This is a genomic window from Acinetobacter sp. SH024, from assembly GCF_000163635.1.
Taxonomy (GTDB): Bacteria; Pseudomonadota; Gammaproteobacteria; order Pseudomonadales; family Moraxellaceae; genus Acinetobacter; species Acinetobacter pittii.
This window is the reverse complement of the sequence record NZ_GG753601.1, coordinates 20,096-37,715: the sequence shown is the minus strand read 5'-3', so window position 1 is coordinate 37,715 and position 17,620 is coordinate 20,096. Positions and strand designations below refer to the sequence as shown.

Annotated in this window: 18 protein-coding genes and 1 other RNA gene; 12 read left to right on the top strand and 7 right to left on the bottom strand. The window is 35.6% G+C overall.

Annotated elements, in window-relative coordinates; all coding sequences use genetic code 11:
- Positions 1–7 precede the first annotated feature (7 nt).
- From bamA to lpxA, 5 genes are read left to right on the top strand one after another with little or no spacing between them, the layout of a single operon-like run.
- Positions 8–2,515: an outer membrane protein assembly factor BamA gene (gene bamA, locus HMPREF0013_RS12820; RefSeq protein ID WP_005068904.1), complete on the top strand. Its 2,508-nt coding sequence runs from the start codon at positions 8–10 to the stop codon at positions 2,513–2,515.
- A gap of 41 nt (positions 2,516–2,556) precedes the next feature.
- Entirely contained in the window at positions 2,557–3,057 is a 501-nt protein-coding gene (locus HMPREF0013_RS12815) for an OmpH family outer membrane protein (protein WP_002115728.1), read from the top strand.
- Between the two features lie 4 nt (positions 3,058–3,061).
- Positions 3,062–4,132 (top strand): UDP-3-O-(3-hydroxymyristoyl)glucosamine N-acyltransferase, encoded by a 1,071-nt coding sequence (gene lpxD / locus HMPREF0013_RS12810; RefSeq protein WP_002115634.1) that lies wholly within the window; start codon positions 3,062–3,064, stop codon positions 4,130–4,132.
- A gap of 6 nt (positions 4,133–4,138) precedes the next feature.
- Entirely contained in the window at positions 4,139–4,624 is a 486-nt protein-coding gene (fabZ, locus tag HMPREF0013_RS12805; protein ID WP_002115603.1) for a 3-hydroxyacyl-ACP dehydratase FabZ, read from the top strand.
- A complete protein-coding gene (lpxA, locus tag HMPREF0013_RS12800) occupies positions 4,621–5,409 on the top strand; it encodes an acyl-ACP--UDP-N-acetylglucosamine O-acyltransferase (RefSeq protein WP_005068909.1) in 789 nt (262 codons plus the stop codon). The genes fabZ and lpxA overlap by 4 nt, the downstream gene beginning before the upstream one ends.
- 58 nt (positions 5,410–5,467) lie before the next feature.
- On the opposite strand, the gene HMPREF0013_RS12795 is transcribed toward lpxA, so the two are convergent.
- Positions 5,468–6,343 carry a YbgF trimerization domain-containing protein gene (locus tag HMPREF0013_RS12795; protein WP_002115714.1) on the bottom strand — a complete coding sequence of 292 codons (876 nt, stop codon included), beginning with the start codon at positions 6,341–6,343 and terminating at the stop codon, positions 5,468–5,470.
- Between the two features lie 314 nt (positions 6,344–6,657).
- Here HMPREF0013_RS12795 and ffs point away from each other — a divergent pair.
- Positions 6,658–6,754: signal recognition particle sRNA small type (gene ffs, locus HMPREF0013_RS24525), an RNA gene on the top strand.
- A 13-nt stretch (positions 6,755–6,767) separates the two neighbouring features.
- On the opposite strand, the gene HMPREF0013_RS12790 is transcribed toward ffs, so the two are convergent.
- From HMPREF0013_RS12790 to HMPREF0013_RS12775, 4 genes are all read right to left on the bottom strand, one after another.
- The gene (locus HMPREF0013_RS12790; protein ID WP_002115653.1) at positions 6,768–7,250 is read right to left on the bottom strand and encodes a regulatory protein RecX; all 483 of its coding nucleotides are present in this window, start codon (positions 7,248–7,250) and stop codon (positions 6,768–6,770) included.
- A 59-nt stretch (positions 7,251–7,309) separates the two neighbouring features.
- Positions 7,310–8,356 (bottom strand): recombinase RecA, encoded by a 1,047-nt coding sequence (gene recA, locus HMPREF0013_RS12785; protein WP_002115680.1) that lies wholly within the window; start codon positions 8,354–8,356, stop codon positions 7,310–7,312.
- 145 nt (positions 8,357–8,501) lie between these two features.
- Positions 8,502–8,930, bottom strand: a complete 429-nt coding sequence (locus tag HMPREF0013_RS12780) for an RNA-binding S4 domain-containing protein (RefSeq protein WP_002115687.1) — start codon at positions 8,928–8,930, stop codon at positions 8,502–8,504.
- Positions 8,914–9,600, bottom strand: coding sequence for an HAD-IA family hydrolase (locus HMPREF0013_RS12775; protein ID WP_002115736.1), 687 nt, complete (start codon positions 9,598–9,600; stop codon positions 8,914–8,916). The genes HMPREF0013_RS12780 and HMPREF0013_RS12775 overlap by 17 nt, the downstream gene beginning before the upstream one ends.
- A 423-nt stretch (positions 9,601–10,023) precedes the next feature.
- Here HMPREF0013_RS12775 and HMPREF0013_RS12770 point away from each other — a divergent pair, with 423 nt between their 5' ends.
- A complete protein-coding gene (locus HMPREF0013_RS12770; protein ID WP_005073911.1) occupies positions 10,024–10,317 on the top strand; it encodes a hypothetical protein in 294 nt (97 codons plus the stop codon).
- A gap of 37 nt (positions 10,318–10,354) precedes the next feature.
- Here HMPREF0013_RS12770 and HMPREF0013_RS12765 read toward each other — a convergent pair whose 3' ends face one another.
- Both HMPREF0013_RS12765 and gigD read right to left on the bottom strand, forming a co-directional pair.
- Positions 10,355–10,891, bottom strand: coding sequence for a GNAT family N-acetyltransferase (locus tag HMPREF0013_RS12765; RefSeq protein WP_002115646.1), 537 nt, complete (start codon positions 10,889–10,891; stop codon positions 10,355–10,357).
- A 29-nt stretch (positions 10,892–10,920) separates the two neighbouring features.
- Positions 10,921–11,370, bottom strand: a complete 450-nt coding sequence (gene gigD, locus HMPREF0013_RS12760) for an Lrp/AsnC family transcriptional regulator GigD (protein WP_002115591.1) — start codon at positions 11,368–11,370, stop codon at positions 10,921–10,923.
- 147 nt (positions 11,371–11,517) lie between these two features.
- Here gigD and kynU point away from each other — a divergent pair, with 147 nt between their 5' ends.
- The 5 genes from kynU (at position 11,518) to HMPREF0013_RS12745 (ending at position 17,595) form a co-directional block, all read left to right on the top strand.
- Positions 11,518–12,768, top strand: a complete 1,251-nt coding sequence (gene kynU / locus HMPREF0013_RS12755; protein WP_002115601.1) for a kynureninase — start codon at positions 11,518–11,520, stop codon at positions 12,766–12,768.
- 40 nt (positions 12,769–12,808) lie between these two features.
- Positions 12,809–14,215 (top strand): amino acid permease, encoded by a 1,407-nt coding sequence (locus HMPREF0013_RS12750; protein WP_002115664.1) that lies wholly within the window; start codon positions 12,809–12,811, stop codon positions 14,213–14,215.
- A 7-nt stretch (positions 14,216–14,222) separates the two neighbouring features.
- Positions 14,223–14,969: an alpha/beta hydrolase gene (locus HMPREF0013_RS0105360; RefSeq protein WP_002115660.1), complete on the top strand. Its 747-nt coding sequence runs from the start codon at positions 14,223–14,225 to the stop codon at positions 14,967–14,969.
- Positions 14,970–15,574: 605 nt separating this feature from the next.
- Positions 15,575–15,856: a DUF6527 family protein gene (locus HMPREF0013_RS0105355; RefSeq protein ID WP_005073920.1), complete on the top strand. Its 282-nt coding sequence runs from the start codon at positions 15,575–15,577 to the stop codon at positions 15,854–15,856.
- A 560-nt stretch (positions 15,857–16,416) separates the two neighbouring features.
- On the top strand, positions 16,417–17,595 hold the full coding sequence (locus HMPREF0013_RS12745) for a S8 family peptidase (RefSeq protein WP_002120963.1): 1,179 nt from the start codon (positions 16,417–16,419) through the stop codon (positions 17,593–17,595).
- Positions 17,596–17,620 lie beyond the last annotated feature (25 nt).

Genomic DNA, 17,620 nt, shown 5'->3' with positions numbered 1-17,620 from the left:
AACTGGCATGCGGCACACACATTTTTTAATGCCTTTGGCACTTGTTAGCGCTATGGCAGCGGTACAACAAGCATATGCAGCTGATGATTTCGTTGTTCGAGATATTCGTATAGATGGTTTGGTCCGTCTTACTCCTGCAAATGTTTCTACCATGTTGCCAATCAACAGTGGCGATCGCGTTAATGAACCGATGATCGCAGAAGCAATTCGAACATTGTATGCCACTGGACTTTTTGACGATATTAAAGCATCAAGAGATAACGATACTTTAGTTTTTAATGTCGTAGAGCGCCCAATTATTTCAAAGCTTGAATTTAAGGGTAATAAACTTATTCCTAAAGAGGCTTTAGAGCAAGGCCTCAAAAAAATGGGCATTGCTGAAGGCGAAGTTTTTAAGAAGTCAGCTTTACAAACAATTGAAACTGAATTAGAGCAGCAATATACTCAGCAAGGCCGTTATGATGCTGATGTAACTGTTGATACTATAGCTCGCCCAAATAACCGTGTTGAACTTAAATTAAATTTTAATGAAGGTACGGCAGCTAAAGTTTTTAATATCAATATTATTGGTAATACTGTTTTTAAAGACAGTGAAATTAAACAAGCTTTCGCAGTTAAGGAAAGTGGTTGGGCTTCAGTTGTAACTCGTAATGACCGTTATGCTAGAGAGAAAATGGCAGCGAGCCTTGAAGCTTTGCGCGCGATGTATCTGAATAAAGGTTATATCAATTTTCATATCAATAACTCACAGCTCAATATTAGTGAAGATAAAAAGAATATCTTTATTGAAGTTGCTGTTGAGGAAGGTAGCCAGTTCAAATTTGGTCAAACCAAGTTTTTAGGTGACGCACTTTATAAACCTGAAGAACTGCAAGCTTTGAAAATTTATAAAGATGGCGATACCTATTCTCAAGAAAAAGTAAATGCTGTTAAGCAATTGTTATTGCGTAAATATGGTAATGCTGGTTATTACTTTGCAGATGTAAATGTCGTTCCGCAAATTAATAATGAAACGGGTGTTGTTGACTTGAACTATTATGTAAACCCAGGTCAGCAAGTAACCGTACGTCGTATTAACTTTACAGGTAATAGTAAAACTGCCGATGAAGTATTGCGTCGTGAAATGCGTCAAATGGAAGGCGCTTTAGCGAGTAATGAAAAAATTGATTTGTCCAAGGTTCGTTTAGAGCGTACTGGATTCTTCAAAACAGTTGATATTAAACCGGCTCGTATTCCAAATTCACCAGATCAGGTGGATTTAAACGTAAATGTTGAAGAGCAACACTCGGGAACTACAACATTAGCGGTAGGTTACTCACAAAGTGGTGGTATCACATTCCAGGCAGGTTTGAGTCAAACTAACTTTATGGGAACGGGTAATCGTGTTTCGATCGATTTATCTCGCTCTGAAACTCAAGACTACTATAACTTAAGTGTTACTGACCCTTACTTCACTATTGATGGTGTAAGCCGCGGTTATAATGTTTATTACCGTAAAACAAAGTTAAATGATGACTATAACGTTAATAATTACGTTACCGATAGTTTCGGTGGTAGTTTAAGTTTTGGTTACCCAATTGATGAAAACCAAAGCCTAAGTGCCTCTTTAGGTATTGATAATACTAAAGTAACGACTGGTCCTTATGTCTCTACTTATGTGCGTGATTATTTGTTAGCAAATGGTGGTAAAGCAACAAGTAAGGGTTCATATTGTCCAACCTTAAATGGTGAGTCGCAGTATGATACTGAGAAGGGGGAATGTAAGGTCCCAGAAGAACAATATGATAATGCGTTTGATGGTGAGTTCTTTACATATAACTTAAATTTAGGTTGGTCATACAATACTTTAAACCGTCCTATTTTCCCTACTTCAGGTATGTCACATCGTGTAGGTCTTGAAATTGGTTTGCCAGGTAGTGATGTTGACTATCAAAAAGCAACTTATGATGCACAGGCATTTTGGCCAATTAGTAATACTGGTTTCGTATTGCGTGGTTACGGTAAACTTGGCTATGGTAATGATTTACCATTCTATAAAAACTTCTATGCAGGTGGTTATGGTTCTGTTCGGGGTTATGATAACAGTACCTTGGGTCCTAAGTATGCAAGTGTAAACTTACAAGAAACCAAGCAAAATGACGGTTCTCCAGAAGAGGTTGGGGGTAATGCTTTAGTACAATTTGGTACTGAATTAGCTTTACCGTTACCTTTCAAAGGGGACTGGACTCGCCAAGTACGACCAGTCATTTTTGCTGAAGGTGGTCAAGTATTTGATACTAAGTGTGATGTTGGCTCTTATTCTATGATTATGAATGGGCAGCAAATAGCAGATGCTAAAAAATACTGTGAAGATAACTACGGTTTTGATTTAGGTAATATGCGTTATAGCGTAGGTGTTGGTTTTACATGGATCACTATGATTGGGCCATTATCTCTTAGCTATGCATTCCCGTTAAATGATAAGCCTGGTGACGAAACTAAAGAGATTCAGTTTGAAATCGGTCGTACTTTCTAAGTACGACTTGACTAAACAATGAAATAAGGACACAAATTAAGATGAAAAAATTAAATATATTAATGTTAGGGTTAGGCCTTACAATTTCTGCTATGACTAATGCTGCTGGTTATGGTGTTATTGATCTTGCTAAAGTTGTTGAAAGTAGTACTTATTTAAAACAACAAAATGCAAGTTTAAATCAATCTGTTAAACCAACAACAACTCGTCTTGAGCAGTTGGGTAAAGAGTTAGAAGGCCTTCAGCGTCAAGCCCAAACTCAAGGGCAAAAAATGAAAGAAGATGATATTAAGAAGCTTCAAACTCAATATCAGTCAAAATTAAATGAATTTAATTCGACTCAACAAGGTTTGCAGTCTAAAGTTCAAACTAGTTTGCAAGGAATGAACTCAACTTTTGAGACTCGTGTGAAGCAAGCAGCTGAACAATTACGAAAAGAAAATAATCTTGACTTCATTTTGAATAAAAATTCGACCGTTGCCTATGACGCTAAATATGATTTAACTGATAAAATGATACAAAAGGTTAATTCAATGAAATAAATTAATGAAAGTGCAACATTATCGTTTAGATGAACTAGCTCACCTAGTTAATGGTGAGTTAGTCGGTGCGGGTAGTCTTCAATTTATAAATCTGGCAAGTTTAGAAAATGCTGAACCTTCTCATATTACTTTCGTAAATGGCGAAAAGTATATCGATCAAGCAAAGACTAGCCGTGCGGGTGCGTACATTGTTACAAGCTCTATTAAAGAACAGCTTACTGATAAACAAAATTTTATTATTGTTGATAATCCATATTTGGCTTTTGCCATCCTTACCCATGCTTTTGATAAAAAGATCACATCAATAGGTATTGAAAGTACTGCTCAAATTCATCCTTCTGCAATTATTTCTGAAAAAGCATATATTGGCCATTACGTTGTAATTGGTGAAAATTGTGTAGTAGGTGAGAACACGATTATTCAGTCTCATACTCGTCTGGATGATAATGTAGAAATTGGCAAGGATTGTTTTATCGATTCTCATGTCACTATTACTGGCGGTTCTAAATTACTTGATCGTGTTCGAGTTCATGCAAGTACTGTGATTGGTAGTGAAGGCTTTGGATTTGCACCATATCAAGGTAAATGGCATCGTATCGCACAATTAGGTTCAGTTATTATTGGTAATGATGTCCGTATTGGATCAAATTGTAGTATTGATCGAGGGGCACTAGATAATACGATTTTGGAAGATGGGGTAATTATTGATAATCTTGTGCAAATCGCACATAACGTTCATATTGGTTCCAATACAGCTATTGCTGCTAAATGTGGAATTGCTGGAAGCACTAAAATTGGCAAAAACTGTATTCTTGCAGGAGCCTGTGGTGTGTCTGGTCACCTTTCAATCACTGATAATGTGACTTTAACTGGAATGTCAATGGTCACAAAAAATATTTCTGAAGCTGGTACCTATTCTTCAGGAATTGGATTATTTGAAAATAGTCATTGGAAAAAGACAATTGTACGCTTGCGACAATTAGCAGATGTGCCATTGACCCAAATCACTAAACGACTTGATCATATACAAGCTCAAATAGAGTCTCTTGAATCAACTTTTAATTTGCGTAAATAGAATATTATGACCGAGTCAACTACACCTAAATTTGCCATCCCTGAATTACCAATGCAGATTCAAACGATTCGTCAATATTTGCCGCATCGTTATCCTTTCTTATTGGTTGATCGTGTGACTGAAGTTACTGACAATAGTATTGTTGGTTATAAAAATGTTTCTATCAATGAAGAGTTCCTACAAGGACATTTCCCAGAATATCCAATTATGCCGGGTGTTCTAATTGTAGAAGCATTAGCTCAAGTTTCGGGCGTTCTAGGTTTTATTATGAACAATGAGACGCCAAAACCAGGTTCTTTATTCCTCTTTGCTGGTGCAGAAAAGGTAAGATTTAAAAAACAAGTAGTTGCTGGCGACCAACTTGTATTAAAATCTGAATTAGTAATGCAAAAACGCGGTATCTACAAATATAACTGTACGGCTACCGTTGACGGTATTGTAGCAACAACCGCTGAAATTATGATTTCACACCAAAAAACAGAGCAGGCATGAGCAATCACGATTTAATTCATTCTACGGCCATTATTGATCCATCTGCAGTGATTGCCCCGGATGTCCAGATAGGACCTTATTGTATTATTGGTCCAAATGTGACAATTGGCGCTGGTACTAAATTACATTCACATGTTGTAGTTGGTGGTTTTACCAAAATTGGTCAAAATAATGAGATTTTCCAGTTTGCAAGTGTTGGTGAAATTTGCCAAGACTTGAAATATCAAGGTGAAGAAACTTGGTTAGAGATTGGAGATCATAATTTAATTCGTGAGCATTGCAGTTTACATAGAGGAACTGTACAAGATAATGCTTTAACTAAAATAGGTAGTCATAACTTATTGATGGTTAATACGCATATTGCACATGACTGTATTGTTGGTGATCATAATATTTTCGCAAATAATGTTGGTGTTGCTGGACACGTTCATATTGGTGATCATGTCATTATTGGTGGTAATTCGGGAATTCATCAATTCTGTAAAATCGATTCTTACAGTATGGTTGGTGGAGCATCTTTAATTTTAAAAGATGTGCCAGCGTATGTTATGGCATCTGGTAATCCAGCACATGCGTTTGGTATTAATATAGAAGGTATGCGCCGAAAGGGTTGGTCTAAGGATACAATTCAAGGCCTTAGAGAAGCTTATAAATTGATTTTTAAATCAGGCCTGACTTCTGTTCAAGCTGTTGAGCAGATTAAAAATGATATTCTTCCGAATGTTCCAGAAGCTCAATTATTAATTGACTCTGTTGAGCAATCAGAACGTGGTATTGTGCGTTAAGCCGAGATATTCAAAAAAAGACACCGCAATCTGCGGTGTCTTTTTTTCTTAAAAACTTTTATTTGTTAAAAAATTTGGCTTCTTCAGATTTTGGATACTGACTTAAAATTTTAGCTTTATATTGGTTTGCTGATACAGTGTTTTTATCAACATCTTTGGCAATACTGTAGAGTTGATAAAGCGCGCGAGGAGCTTTACTAGAATTTGGGTATTGCGTAGCGACTACATTATAGTTCTTTTTAGCTTCATTATAATTTACCGGATCAGTTGCTAAATTAAACTCGGCTAACCAAAAATAGGCATTGCCTGTATAAACGCTATTAGGATGATTTTTGATAAAGTTTTGCATTGGAGCAATCGCTTTTTTCGCTCCACCTTGTTTGTAGGCATCTAAAGCGACAGTATAAGCTGCTTTTTCAAGTTCTACAGGGTTCGATTGATTTTGCGTAGCAGGCGATGAAGCTGGTTGTGTTACTTGCGTTTGTGAAGGGAAAGTAACTTGACTTGCAGCAGTTGTAGTAGTACTAGCTGCTTTATTGTCGGTAGGAGGAGCTTCTGAGCTTCCGGTAGCTGTAGCATCACTATTTGCTGTATTGTCTGGTGCTGCACTTTCTGGATCTACTTTTTGATTTAGTAATTCCAAACGCTGGTCTAAATCAGTATAGCGATTAGATAAATCTTTTTTCAGTTGTTCAATATCATTCGATTGTTCTTCTAACTGTCCGCGTAAGGTACGTATATCATTTTCTAATTGTTGGTTTTTTTGCATCAATTCCCAATTTAAATTACTAGGGACTGAAGCGTTATTCGATGAAGTGTTAGTTGAACTACCACCACTTTGACTTAAACCGCGCGATTCAATTGGAATATTGGCATAGAGAGAAGTAGTGCTCATTAAGGCAATAAATAATAAAGAATGCTTCATCAATCGCATGAGTATAGGTCCATAATTTTATGTAAAAGCTAACTTGAGAAGGGAATATGTAAACTATTCACATTAGCTATCTAAGGTTTTAATTGATCATTGCAATTAAAACAGCTAACAATATAAATGCAAGAATAGTTTACAATCTTCAAGCATATTTTATTCAAAATAAGTATCAAGAAAGAATATAAGATAAGAGATTCTAGGAATTTATATGTTTTTGACGATGAATTAATCAATTGAAACATAAACTTGCTTAAAATTGAGAAGAAGGCTTGCAACTCTTTTAAAAATCTCTATACTCTGTTTTGCAATGGTAGCCCCGCTGGTGGCTTCGCAATTGTACTCTGTGAACCCCGCCAGGACCGGAAGGTAGCAACGGTAGCAGATCTATGATGTGCCGAAGTTTTGCTAGTGGGGTTGCCACCATCTTCTAATCCGATCTCCGTTGGATTGCCTTCATAATTACATCTAAATCAAATCCTCTATATTGTAAAAACCTCATCTGTTTTGCTTTAAGTTTAGGATCTTTTTCTACTTCTTCACCAAACTTTTTCACTTTAAGTTGATAAGCCTGTTCCACCCAATCAATATTATGAATTTCATCTGCAATTAAATCATTTTCGATTTGTTTAGTTTTTAAAGCTTGTTTGATGCGTTTTGGCCCTTTGCCTTTACGAATTTGGCTAGCCAATGTTAGTTCTGCAACGCGTTGGTCACTTTGATAATTTTGCTCAGATAACTCTTCAATAAGTTGCTTAACCTCTTCAGGGTTTTGTGCATAACGATTCAATTTCTCGATAAGTTCTGCTTTCGAATAATCTCGACGAGTCAATAACGCAAAAGCATATGAGCGCAAACGTTGACCTGTTAGCAAAGCGCGTTGTTGGGGCTGTTCTTCTGTTCTTTTGAACATATTTAATATTTCCTTGTAAAAAACGCCCCGAAGGGCGTTTTAAGACTTATTAGCGGTAATTAAGACTCTAATAGAAGATCTTCTTCTTCATCTTCCACTTGTACAGCACCATTAGTACCCGTAGTTAGCAGTTGTTCACGGATAATCTTTTCAATTTCTCCAGCCATTTGAGGATTTTCTTCAAAGTGGCGGATAACATTGTTTTTACCTTGGCCAATTTTATTGCCTTGATATGAATACCAAGCGCCTGCTTTTTGCACGATATCTTGTTGTACAGCTAAATCTACAAGTTCGCCAAGCTGGTTTGTACCTTTACCGTATAGGATTTGGAAAATAGCTTCTTTAAAGGGAGGAGCCATTTTGTTTTTAACAACTTTAACTCGAGTTTCAGAGCCGATGATTTCATCACCTTCTTTGACCTGACCAATACGGCGGATATCTAAACGTACAGAAGCATAGAACTTCAATGCGTTACCACCAGTCGTAGTCTCAGGGCTACCAAACATTACACCAATTTTCATACGGATCTGGTTAATGAAAATAACCATACAGTTCGAGCGTTTAGCGTTACCCGTAATTTTACGTAATGCCTGACTCATTAAGCGAGCTTGTAAGCCCATGTGAGAGTCACCCATTTCGCCTTCAATTTCTGCTTTAGGAGTAAGAGCAGCAACTGAGTCGACAACGATTAAATCAATTGCACCAGAGCGAACTAGCATGTCTGCAATCTCGAGTGCTTGTTCACCGTTATCTGGTTGCGATACAAGTAGATTATCAATGTCCACGCCCAGCTTACGTGCATATTGTGGATCTAATGCGTGTTCTGCATCGATAAATGCACAAGTACCACCAGCTTTTTGACATTGTGCAATCGCTTGGAGAGTCATTGTGGTTTTACCAGAAGATTCTGGACCATAAATTTCAACGATACGACCTTTCGGTAAACCGCCAATCCCCAATGCAATATCTAAAGTCAAAGAACCTGTAGATACAGCTTCAACTGCTTGAACAGTGTTGTCACCGAGACGCATCACCGTATTTTTGCCAAATTGCTTCTCAATTTGACTTAGCGCGGCTTGTAATGCTTTGCTTTTATTCTCATCCATCTCAAAAACCTCAATACTCTAAGTTCATCACGTTTAACCCAAGTGGATGTATTGAATCTCAACTTGTTTCACAGGGCTAATAGTGACAGATTTTTTCTATAGCTTCTATGTGTTGTCTGTGTGTGTGCGACACAACTCGACGTTTTTATTCATCACCATACGACCAGTGTTGATCATTGTCCTGTTTAAACCGATTAATCTGTCTACGATCCTTTTTACTCGGTCTATGATCAGGTCGAGCAAGATTATGCAATTTTCGTTGGGATGCAATCAACTCCCGTTTAGCAATACTTACTTCTGTTTCTTCATAAAGTTGCTGGGCAACTGGTGCTGGACCACGTGTGTTGGAAAGCGCTTTTACTACAACGGTTTTTTTATCAAAACCTTGTTGAATAATCAGTTCCATTCCAACACGAATTTCTTTGGAAACTTTTACACGCTCATTATTGTGATGTACTTTACCTCCTTCGATTGCTGCTTTAGCAATTGAACGAGTTTTAAAAAAACGAGCAGCCCATAACCATTTGTCGATACGCATGGTCTCTACAGCATCGTTTTCAAGCAATTTTGACATCATTATCCTTTCTATCAATTTGATTCAATATAGACAGCAATTCTGTAAGTCGATCTAGTGCTTTATATTCTAAATCTTCATGCTTTCTTGCATTCTTTAGACTTGAGGGCTGCAAGATAGTAAACAAGTGTTTGATACCAAATTTTTCAGCTGTTTTTAGTACAGGAGTTGTATCGTCAATAAAAATGGTTGCGTCTGGGTCGAAAGGGTGTAATTTTTGGAGCTCTTGCCAAAAATGAATATCTTCTTTTGCATAACCAATTTGTTCACTCGATACGATTACGTCAAAGAAGTGTTCAATTGCAATATTATCGAGCTTTAACTGTAAGCTTGCACGGTCAGCATTTGTAACTAACCAACAACTATATCCTTGTTCTTTCAGTTCCTGCAGAAGCTCAATACAACCTGAGCGAGCTTGAATTTTTGTCTGAAATTCTTTCTGTAATTTGAGTACATCTACACCTACAGTTTTAGTCCAAAAAGTTGATGAATACCAAACAAGTGTATGCTTATGTGCTTGATAAAACTGATATAGTATTTTTTGGCTCTGGGTGAGCGGAAGTTGATGTATCTCTGCATGTCGCTTAGGAAGACATTCATTCCAAATGAAATCATCAAAAGCGAGATCTAATAGCGTACCATCCATGTCAAACATTACGATTTTAGACATATATAAATATCTCCAAAATCATTTAAAGCAAATTTTTTAAGACGCATCTACCATATATCCTTTTAAAATCATTAATTAAAGAAACTTTGAAATATAAAATTAATTTAAAACTCCACCCATTAATTCTTTCAAAAGGTGTTTTGATTAATGTGATGGGTAGGGAGGATAAATGATTTGAAAATTATAGCGTGTAATTTTGAAAAACAAAAAACAATAATAAATGCTTTTTAGTGGATAACTTTTACTGTGTTTAAAGTAAAAATAGGCAGCCAAAGTTTTGCAATTAAGAAATCTTAAAAGTCATCTATATTTATAGTTAATTTTGCTTACATAGGATACGTATTGACATACATTTTATAAATTGAAGGATACTTGTTTAAAGTTATATTTAAAATTAACCCTAATAAGAATTTAGAGAAAGCAATGAAAATTGGATTTATTGGCGGAGCCAATGACGGTATTGTAATCAATGCTGCTGATGGCCTTGATACTTATAAGCTTGAATGGCATTACAAAGCAGAAAAGCACTGTGAATCACAGCCAACATTAGGTCTTAATGGGCCTGAGTATGATTACTACAACCTATTAATACTAAGAAAAAATAAAGAGGCTAAACTCTTTTATGTACTCACTACAATGGGAAAAGATGATATCGCAAGTAAAATCCATGAGTATTGGGAGTCCTCTACATCTGTTGGCTATGATTTCGATGATTAAGAAAATTTTTATTAATAATTTAAAATTTTGACTTTAATCAAAAAATAAATGAAGAGCTTGTAATTTCATATAACACATGTGCTTTTAGTTGGTGATGGAGAGGAACCTTGGGATGATCAAAGTTTTTAACTTTGTGCATTCCAAGTCTTTCCATGACGGCTTGAGAGGGTGTATTTATGTTAGCGGTAAATGAAACGATCTTATCTAAATTCAGTACATTAAAACCATAGTCTAAAGCCGCTTTTGCTCCTTCAGTTGCATAACCTTGTTTCCAGAAGTCTTTTGCAAGTCGCCACCCAATTTCCACACATGGAGAAAAGTCAAATTGTTCAGGTTGGCTATGTAAACCAATAAACCCGATAAATTGATGGGTTTCTTTTAATTCTACTGCCCAGAAGCCCCAACCATTTTCATCAATTAGAGATGAAATTTTTTGGATTAAATTATGGCTTTCTTGGGGGGGTAATAGATTTGGGAAAAATTGCATAACATCTTGATCTAAGCCCATTGTTATAAAAGGCTCAACATCACTTTCTTTCCATTGTCTTAAAATTAAACGTTTTGTTTCGATCATGAGATGTCTCTTTAATTAAAAATAAGGGATCAAAGTGGCTTTTGCACAATCTTTTGTAAAATGATCTTGGAATTGATGCTCACTACACCTTTTATTTTATTTAAGGTATTAATGACGAAATGAGAAAAAGAACTCAAATCTTTGGTCGCAATGTGTAAAACATAATTAGATTCACCAGTAATAATATAAGCATTAATGACTTCATCAAAATTTTTGATCTGACTTAAAAAGAAGTTGTGATCATTTTCTGTGAGTTGGGCAAGCTTTATTTCGACAATTGCCTCAATTTTTATACCTAGTTTTTCATAATTAACTTTCGCTTGATATTTTTCAATTACACCATTGCTTTCTAAAATTTTAACTCGCCGATGACAAGCTGAAGCCGAAAGGTTAACGAGATCGGCCAGTTCTTGGTTACTTAACCGAGCATTATCTTGTAAATGTTTTAAAATTTTAAGATCAATTGCATCTACATTCATTTTCGAATTTCATCCATGTTTTATAATTTTAATTCGAATTTTATACGAAAATAGCAAATTTTAATCAAATATTATCGAATAAATCGAAAGAATTAGCGTGATAAAATTCAAATACAAAGGAAATGTTGAAAATAGGTGAAATAACAAATGATTACTCACGAACAATGCCTCTATTGGGATCAGGAAGATGAACTCAAAAAGTTTAAAGACGAATTTGCACTACCAGAAAATGTCATTTATTTAGATGGTAATTCTTTGGGTGCAAGACCAAAAAAATCATTAGAGGTTGCTCAGCATATTATTGCAAAAGAGTGGGGTGAGGACCTCATTAATAGTTGGAATAAAGCAGATTGGTGGGGACTACCGACTAGACTCGGAGATAAAGTCGCGCAGCTTATCGGCGCTGAAAAAGGTGAAGTCGTTATTTCAGACTCAACGACCCTAAATTTATTCAAAGTTTTATCAGCAGCGGTAAAAATTCAAGCTGAAAAATTTCCGGAACGTAAAATTATTGTTGCAGAAAAAGATGCCTTTCCAACCGATATTTATATTATTGAAGGCTTTATCGATTTGATTCATCAGGGTTATCAAGTTGAATTGATTGATGGGGCCGATGATTTATCTCGTGTTTTAGCAAAAGATGTGGCGGTAGTTGTTCTTTCTCATGTGAATTATCGGACTGGATATTTCTATGATATGGAATCTATTAATCAACAAATTCACGCTAAAGATGCTTTGATTATTTGGGATTTATGTCATTCAGTTGGTGCGGTGCCTATGGATATTAATCAGAGCAATAGTGATTTTGCCATCGGTTGTACTTATAAATATTTAAATGGTGGCCCAGGTTCTCCAGCGTTGTTATGGGTAAATCGAAAGCATCGTGATCAATTCTGGCAACCTCTCTCAGGCTGGTGGAGCCACAAGAAACCATTTGATATGGCTCAGCACTATGAACCAGCTAACAGTATTCGTCGATATTTGTGTGGAACTCAACCCATCATTTCTATGAGCCTAATCGAATGTGGTGTCGATATTTTCTTACAAGCTGATATGCAACAAATACGCGAGAAATCACTCAAATTAACTGATTTATTTATTCAACTTGTTCAACAAGAGTGTGCCCAGTTTGGTTTTGAACTGATTACACCTTTAAATCATAAATATCGTGGCAGTCATGTCAGTTATAGACATGAGTTTGGTTATGAAATTATTCAAGCGCTGATTGCTCGTGGTGTGATTGGGGATTACCGAGAGCCGGAAGTATTACGTTTTGGAATTACACCTTTATATCTAGGATTTGAAGATATTTGGAATGCCGTACAACAACTTAAGCAAATTATGCTGAATAGTGAATGGAAAAATGAACGTTATCTGGTGCGCAGTGAAGTGACCTGATCGTTAGATATCAACATTAGAAAAATGGCTAGGAGGGCCTATGAGCAGTTTTGATGAAATACAAAATCGAGAAGCGGGTTTACATAAAAAATTATCCGCAAAACAGATGGGAATGATTGCAATTGGTGGAGCGATTGGTACAGGGCTGTTCATGGGAAGCAAGTTCGCAATTAGCTTTGCTGGCCCAGCTGTCATTGTGAGTTATGCCATTGGAGGCTTAATCGCATTTGCTATTATGGCTTGTTTGGCTGAGATGACAGTCCAGCACCCTACGTCAGGTTCATTTGGGGCATATGCTGAGCATTATGTAAGTCCGCTTGCTGGGTTTTTAGTCCGTTATTGTTATTGGGCGTGTATTGTATTAGCGGTCGGTACAGAAATTACAGCGGTGGCTGACTATATGAAATTATGGTTTCCTCATGTAGGTTCTTGGGGCTGGATTGCGTTTTTCTCGCTGACGTTACTTGTGGTTAATGCATATAGTGTTAAAGCTTTTGGATTGGTTGAATATTGGTTTTCGACCATAAAAGTCTTTGCAATTATTGTATTTATTCTTTTAGCAATTGGTATTTTGACCCAAAGTCATGGAGGAACAGCTCAGGTTGTCTCTAATCTAACTGAGCATGGGGGCTTTTTCCCTCATGGTTTTAGTGGAGTCTGGATTGGAGTAATCATTTCAATATTTAGTTATTTAAGTATTGAAATGATCGCTGTTGCAGCAGGTGAGGCTAAAGATCCGGAAAGAGCCGTTAAGAAAGCTTTTAAAAGTACTGCAATTCGCTTAATCCTATTTTATTTACTGTCTTTATTTCTTATTGTGGCACTTGTTCCTTGGACAACTTTAATTGGAGCTGACGCGACCAGTCCTTTTGTGATGGTGATGAAAATTGTAGGGATTCCATATGCAGACAGTATTTTAAATTTTATTGTAATTGTCGCGGCCTTGTCAGCCATGAATAGTATGCTATATATCTCAACACGTATGCTATTTAGCTTGTCACGAGCAGGGGATGCGCCAAAACTATTTGGTCGTATTAGTCACAATGGCGTACCAATTAATGCGTTGTTATTGTCAGCTGTTGGTATTGGTGTTGCTAGTATTGTTTATACCATTAATCCGAGCTCGGCATTCCCGATCATGATTGCTTTATCTATGTTTGGTGCATTGTTCACTTGGGGTAGTATTTTCATTACTCATATGTTTTTTAGACGGAAAATGGCACAACAAGGCCAGCAATTAAAGTTTAAGGTTCCAGCGAGCCTGTTAATTTCACTGTTGGGATTAATCGCAATTTTGAGTATTACGATCACAACGTGGTTTACCAATGAATTTAAGTCAACTTTACAATTTGGAGTGCCATTAATTGTTGTTCTTACGGTTTTTTACTATTTAAAGCGATCATCAGCCAAGCTTACTTTAAATGCTCATGAAGAATCATTGAAGTGAGAGATCTATGCGACCATATGACAATTCTAGAACCGTAGCGAATGAACATGAAATATTGGCAGAATTTAAAAGAACAAGCTTAGTGAGCTATCAAAAATTTACCCATATTGCAGATATCCAATATGGTAAGCACTCACGGTCGACTTTAGATTTATTTCCATTAGAGCAAGCCAAAAAGACTGTTATTTTTATTCATGGTGGTTATTGGCAATGGTGTGATAAATCAGATTTTGCATTCATCGTACCGTATGTTCTAGCAAAAGGAGTCCAGTGCGTTCTTTTAGAATATGATTTGGCACCACAAAGTAAAATTTCAGATATTGCTTCTCAAGTTAATCAAGCTCTCGATTTTATTCGAGAGCAAGGCTGGAAAACTGATGAGGTGGTTTTAGTTGGGCATTCGGCAGGAGCACATCTGGCCGCTTTGTCATTAGATCATCCACTGATATCTGAGATGGTTTTGTTAAGTGGAATTTATGATCTAGAGCCTATACAAAGTACCCATTTAAATCATGCTCTCAATCTTTCAAGCGAAGATATCTTAAAATACAGCCCTGTTCATCAGTCAAAACGAATTACCACTCCATGTTCAATTTTCTGTGGTGAACTCGAACTTGATGAGTTGAAATGGCAAAGCCAAAATTATTTTGAAATGAAGAAAAGGCAAGATCAGGATTTTGTTTCTTTCAAGCTTATTCCTAAAATTAACCATTATTCTATTTTAAATCATTACTTTAATAATATTTTAATTTAAGTGTTTGAAATAGAATGTAATTGAGTAAAGAAAAACAGATTAAACTTATTAGAAGATAAAATGTGAGATAAATCACAACTCAACCTAATTTTTATAAAAATTAAGTATCCTTATTGACCTGACTATAGAACTTAATTAGATTAAAAAGATAGTGCTTTCTCACTAAGCGGCAAAATGTTTAGCTGTTGTTTAGTTGAGTTTCAAGTCCGTAGCTTCCCAAGATGCGGACTTTTTTATTTGATTTTTAAAACAATAAGATAAATCGAATTTTGTTCTTGGATATGGCGGTAATATCTATTTAATGATTAATATGAGTTAATCACATAGCCCTCTGCCAAATAAGAAACAAACTAGTATTTGCTTTTCATTATTTAACTGGAATTATCATTTAATTAATAGATTATATAAAATATATTTTACCAAACTAACAAAGTGTGAGATTACACTCGGAACTTCATGAATTTGTCATATAGGTTAGATAAATTAAAAACAGAAAAATAAAAGAGAGAAGGCTATAGCACATAATTTAATAATATATAGCATCTGTAAATAAATGGTTTAGTCGGCTCTTATGAGTTGGCTTTTTTATTTTTAAAGGAGTGTTAATGAAAGTACAGTATTTCGAAGGAGGCATGTATAAACATATGTGTCCTGCTTGCGGATATCTTCATTATATTCCTGTACATTATCCTTTCTCTAACGGCAACCAATGGTTTTTTAATGGTAACTTGGAAAAACCGACATTTGATCCCATCATAAGTATAAATGAATATTGTAATTACTTTATTAAAGATGGCTTTATCGAATATAGCGTTAATTGTAGGCATCATTTAGCTGGTTGTAAGGTTGAGCTGCCAGAACTAAAATTAAAAAACTATAGAATATAATTGATTTTGGTATTTATTAATTATGCCATTTAAAGGACTGCACATTTCCTTAATTATCACATATTTTTGCAATATATCTTTACATATTTGATACTGAACACATATATTTTAAAAAATTGTAAATCTCTTTTAGTTGAAGGCTATATTATAATTTGCAAGAATTTTCATAACTTACTGTTTTATATTTTTATTTATGGATATCTGGAAATTTTTAAAAAGCTTTAATACAACTGGAACATATCTCATTATTTCTACATTTATATTATTTTTAATGATTATATATTTTTACATTATACATCCTACCTAAACTAAATTATAAATAAAGTAAGATAATTATTTATTCTAAAATGTTTGATGTATTGGTTTATTTGAATTGGTTCTCAATTTTAAATGAAAAAAGATAATAGCATTGTATAGGTCCAAGTTTTATGAAAACATGACGTGGTTATAATATATGGAGAATATAATAAAAATTCCTTTCTAAAGATGTTAATGCCTAAATATAAAGACTGTACTGATCATAACAATGATGTCTAAAGTAAAAAATATGGAGATTTTCTATGAAGTTTTGTCAAGTTTCGACTTTTCTTTTAACAATAGCGCTGAGCCATTTAACCTATGCTGCACCTGCTACAACAAATTCTGTATTAGGCTCATCTGAAGCAAAAGGAATTATTAAAAATCAATATATTGTTATTCTTAATAAGGATGTGGGTTCTTCTAACGAGTTTGCACAAGGTATTGCTAAACAACATGGCGGGAGGGTATTACAGACCTATGATGCTGTACTTAAGGGATTTGCAATTTATTTACCCGATGTTGCTGGTACTGCTTTTGTTGAAGCAATGAAAAAAAATCCGAAAGTCGTTTCAGTTGAAAATGACACAATCATGAAAATTGATGCCACTACACAAAGTAACCCAGATTGGGGACTAGATCGTATTGACCAAAAAAACTTACCTCTAGATTCAGCCTATTCGTACTCACAAACAGGTTCAGGTACAACCGCTTATATTGTTGATACAGGAATATTGTCTACACATCAACAGTTCTCTGGACGGGTATTAAGTGGCTATACCGCGATATCTGATGGTAATGGAACAAGTGACTGTCATGGTCATGGTACACATGTGGCAGGAACAGTTGGTGGTAGTACCTATGGGGTTGCCAAGAATGTAAGCTTAGTGCCTATTCGGATTTTAGGATGTGATGGTTCTGGTGCTTCGAGTAATGTGATTGCGGGGCTAGATTGGATATTAAAAAATGGTAAAAAGCCAGCTGTAGTGAATATGTCTTTAGGTGGTGAAGCAAACGCATCTTTGGATAGTGCAGTAGAAAATTTATTTAATAATGGTTATGTAATGGTTGTGGCTGCAGGAAACTCGAATACAGATGCTTGTAGTACTTCACCTGCTAGAGTAAGTAAGGCAATTACTGTTGCTGCTACAGATAGTACAGATACTCGAGCGAGTTATTCGAATTATGGAAGTTGTGTTGATATTTTTGCGCCTGGAAGCCAGATTAACTCTTCTTGGATTGGGAGTAATACAGCAACTAAAGTTTTGAATGGAACTTCAATGGCAACTCCACATGTTGTCGGTGTCGTAGCTGAAATGTTGCAAAGTACGCCTACTACAACACCTCAGACAATCTCGACCAATCTTTTAAATCAAGCAAGTAGTAATGTGGTAAAAAATCCTTCTGGTAGCCCAAATCGATTGTTATATAAATCACCTTAATAAGAAGTATGTCTTGAAATTGGAA

Coding starts and splice junctions, on each gene's coding strand:
- bamA (WP_005068904.1), top strand. CDS start 8: ATGCGGCACACACATTTTTTAATGCCTTTGGCACTTGTTAGCGCTATG.
- HMPREF0013_RS12815 (WP_002115728.1), top strand. CDS start 2,557: ATGAAAAAATTAAATATATTAATGTTAGGGTTAGGCCTTACAATTTCT.
- lpxD (WP_002115634.1), top strand. CDS start 3,062: ATGAAAGTGCAACATTATCGTTTAGATGAACTAGCTCACCTAGTTAAT.
- fabZ (WP_002115603.1), top strand. CDS start 4,139: ATGACCGAGTCAACTACACCTAAATTTGCCATCCCTGAATTACCAATG.
- lpxA (WP_005068909.1), top strand. CDS start 4,621: ATGAGCAATCACGATTTAATTCATTCTACGGCCATTATTGATCCATCT.
- HMPREF0013_RS12795 (WP_002115714.1), bottom strand. CDS start 6,343: ATGCGATTGATGAAGCATTCTTTATTATTTATTGCCTTAATGAGCACT.
- HMPREF0013_RS12790 (WP_002115653.1), bottom strand. CDS start 7,250: ATGTTCAAAAGAACAGAAGAACAGCCCCAACAACGCGCTTTGCTAACA.
- recA (WP_002115680.1), bottom strand. CDS start 8,356: ATGGATGAGAATAAAAGCAAAGCATTACAAGCCGCGCTAAGTCAAATT.
- HMPREF0013_RS12780 (WP_002115687.1), bottom strand. CDS start 8,930: ATGTCAAAATTGCTTGAAAACGATGCTGTAGAGACCATGCGTATCGAC.
- HMPREF0013_RS12775 (WP_002115736.1), bottom strand. CDS start 9,600: ATGTCTAAAATCGTAATGTTTGACATGGATGGTACGCTATTAGATCTC.
- HMPREF0013_RS12770 (WP_005073911.1), top strand. CDS start 10,024: ATGAAAATTGGATTTATTGGCGGAGCCAATGACGGTATTGTAATCAAT.
- HMPREF0013_RS12765 (WP_002115646.1), bottom strand. CDS start 10,891: ATGATCGAAACAAAACGTTTAATTTTAAGACAATGGAAAGAAAGTGAT.
- gigD (WP_002115591.1), bottom strand. CDS start 11,370: ATGAATGTAGATGCAATTGATCTTAAAATTTTAAAACATTTACAAGAT.
- kynU (WP_002115601.1), top strand. CDS start 11,518: ATGATTACTCACGAACAATGCCTCTATTGGGATCAGGAAGATGAACTC.
- HMPREF0013_RS12750 (WP_002115664.1), top strand. CDS start 12,809: ATGAGCAGTTTTGATGAAATACAAAATCGAGAAGCGGGTTTACATAAA.
- HMPREF0013_RS0105360 (WP_002115660.1), top strand. CDS start 14,223: ATGCGACCATATGACAATTCTAGAACCGTAGCGAATGAACATGAAATA.
- HMPREF0013_RS0105355 (WP_005073920.1), top strand. CDS start 15,575: ATGAAAGTACAGTATTTCGAAGGAGGCATGTATAAACATATGTGTCCT.
- HMPREF0013_RS12745 (WP_002120963.1), top strand. CDS start 16,417: ATGAAGTTTTGTCAAGTTTCGACTTTTCTTTTAACAATAGCGCTGAGC.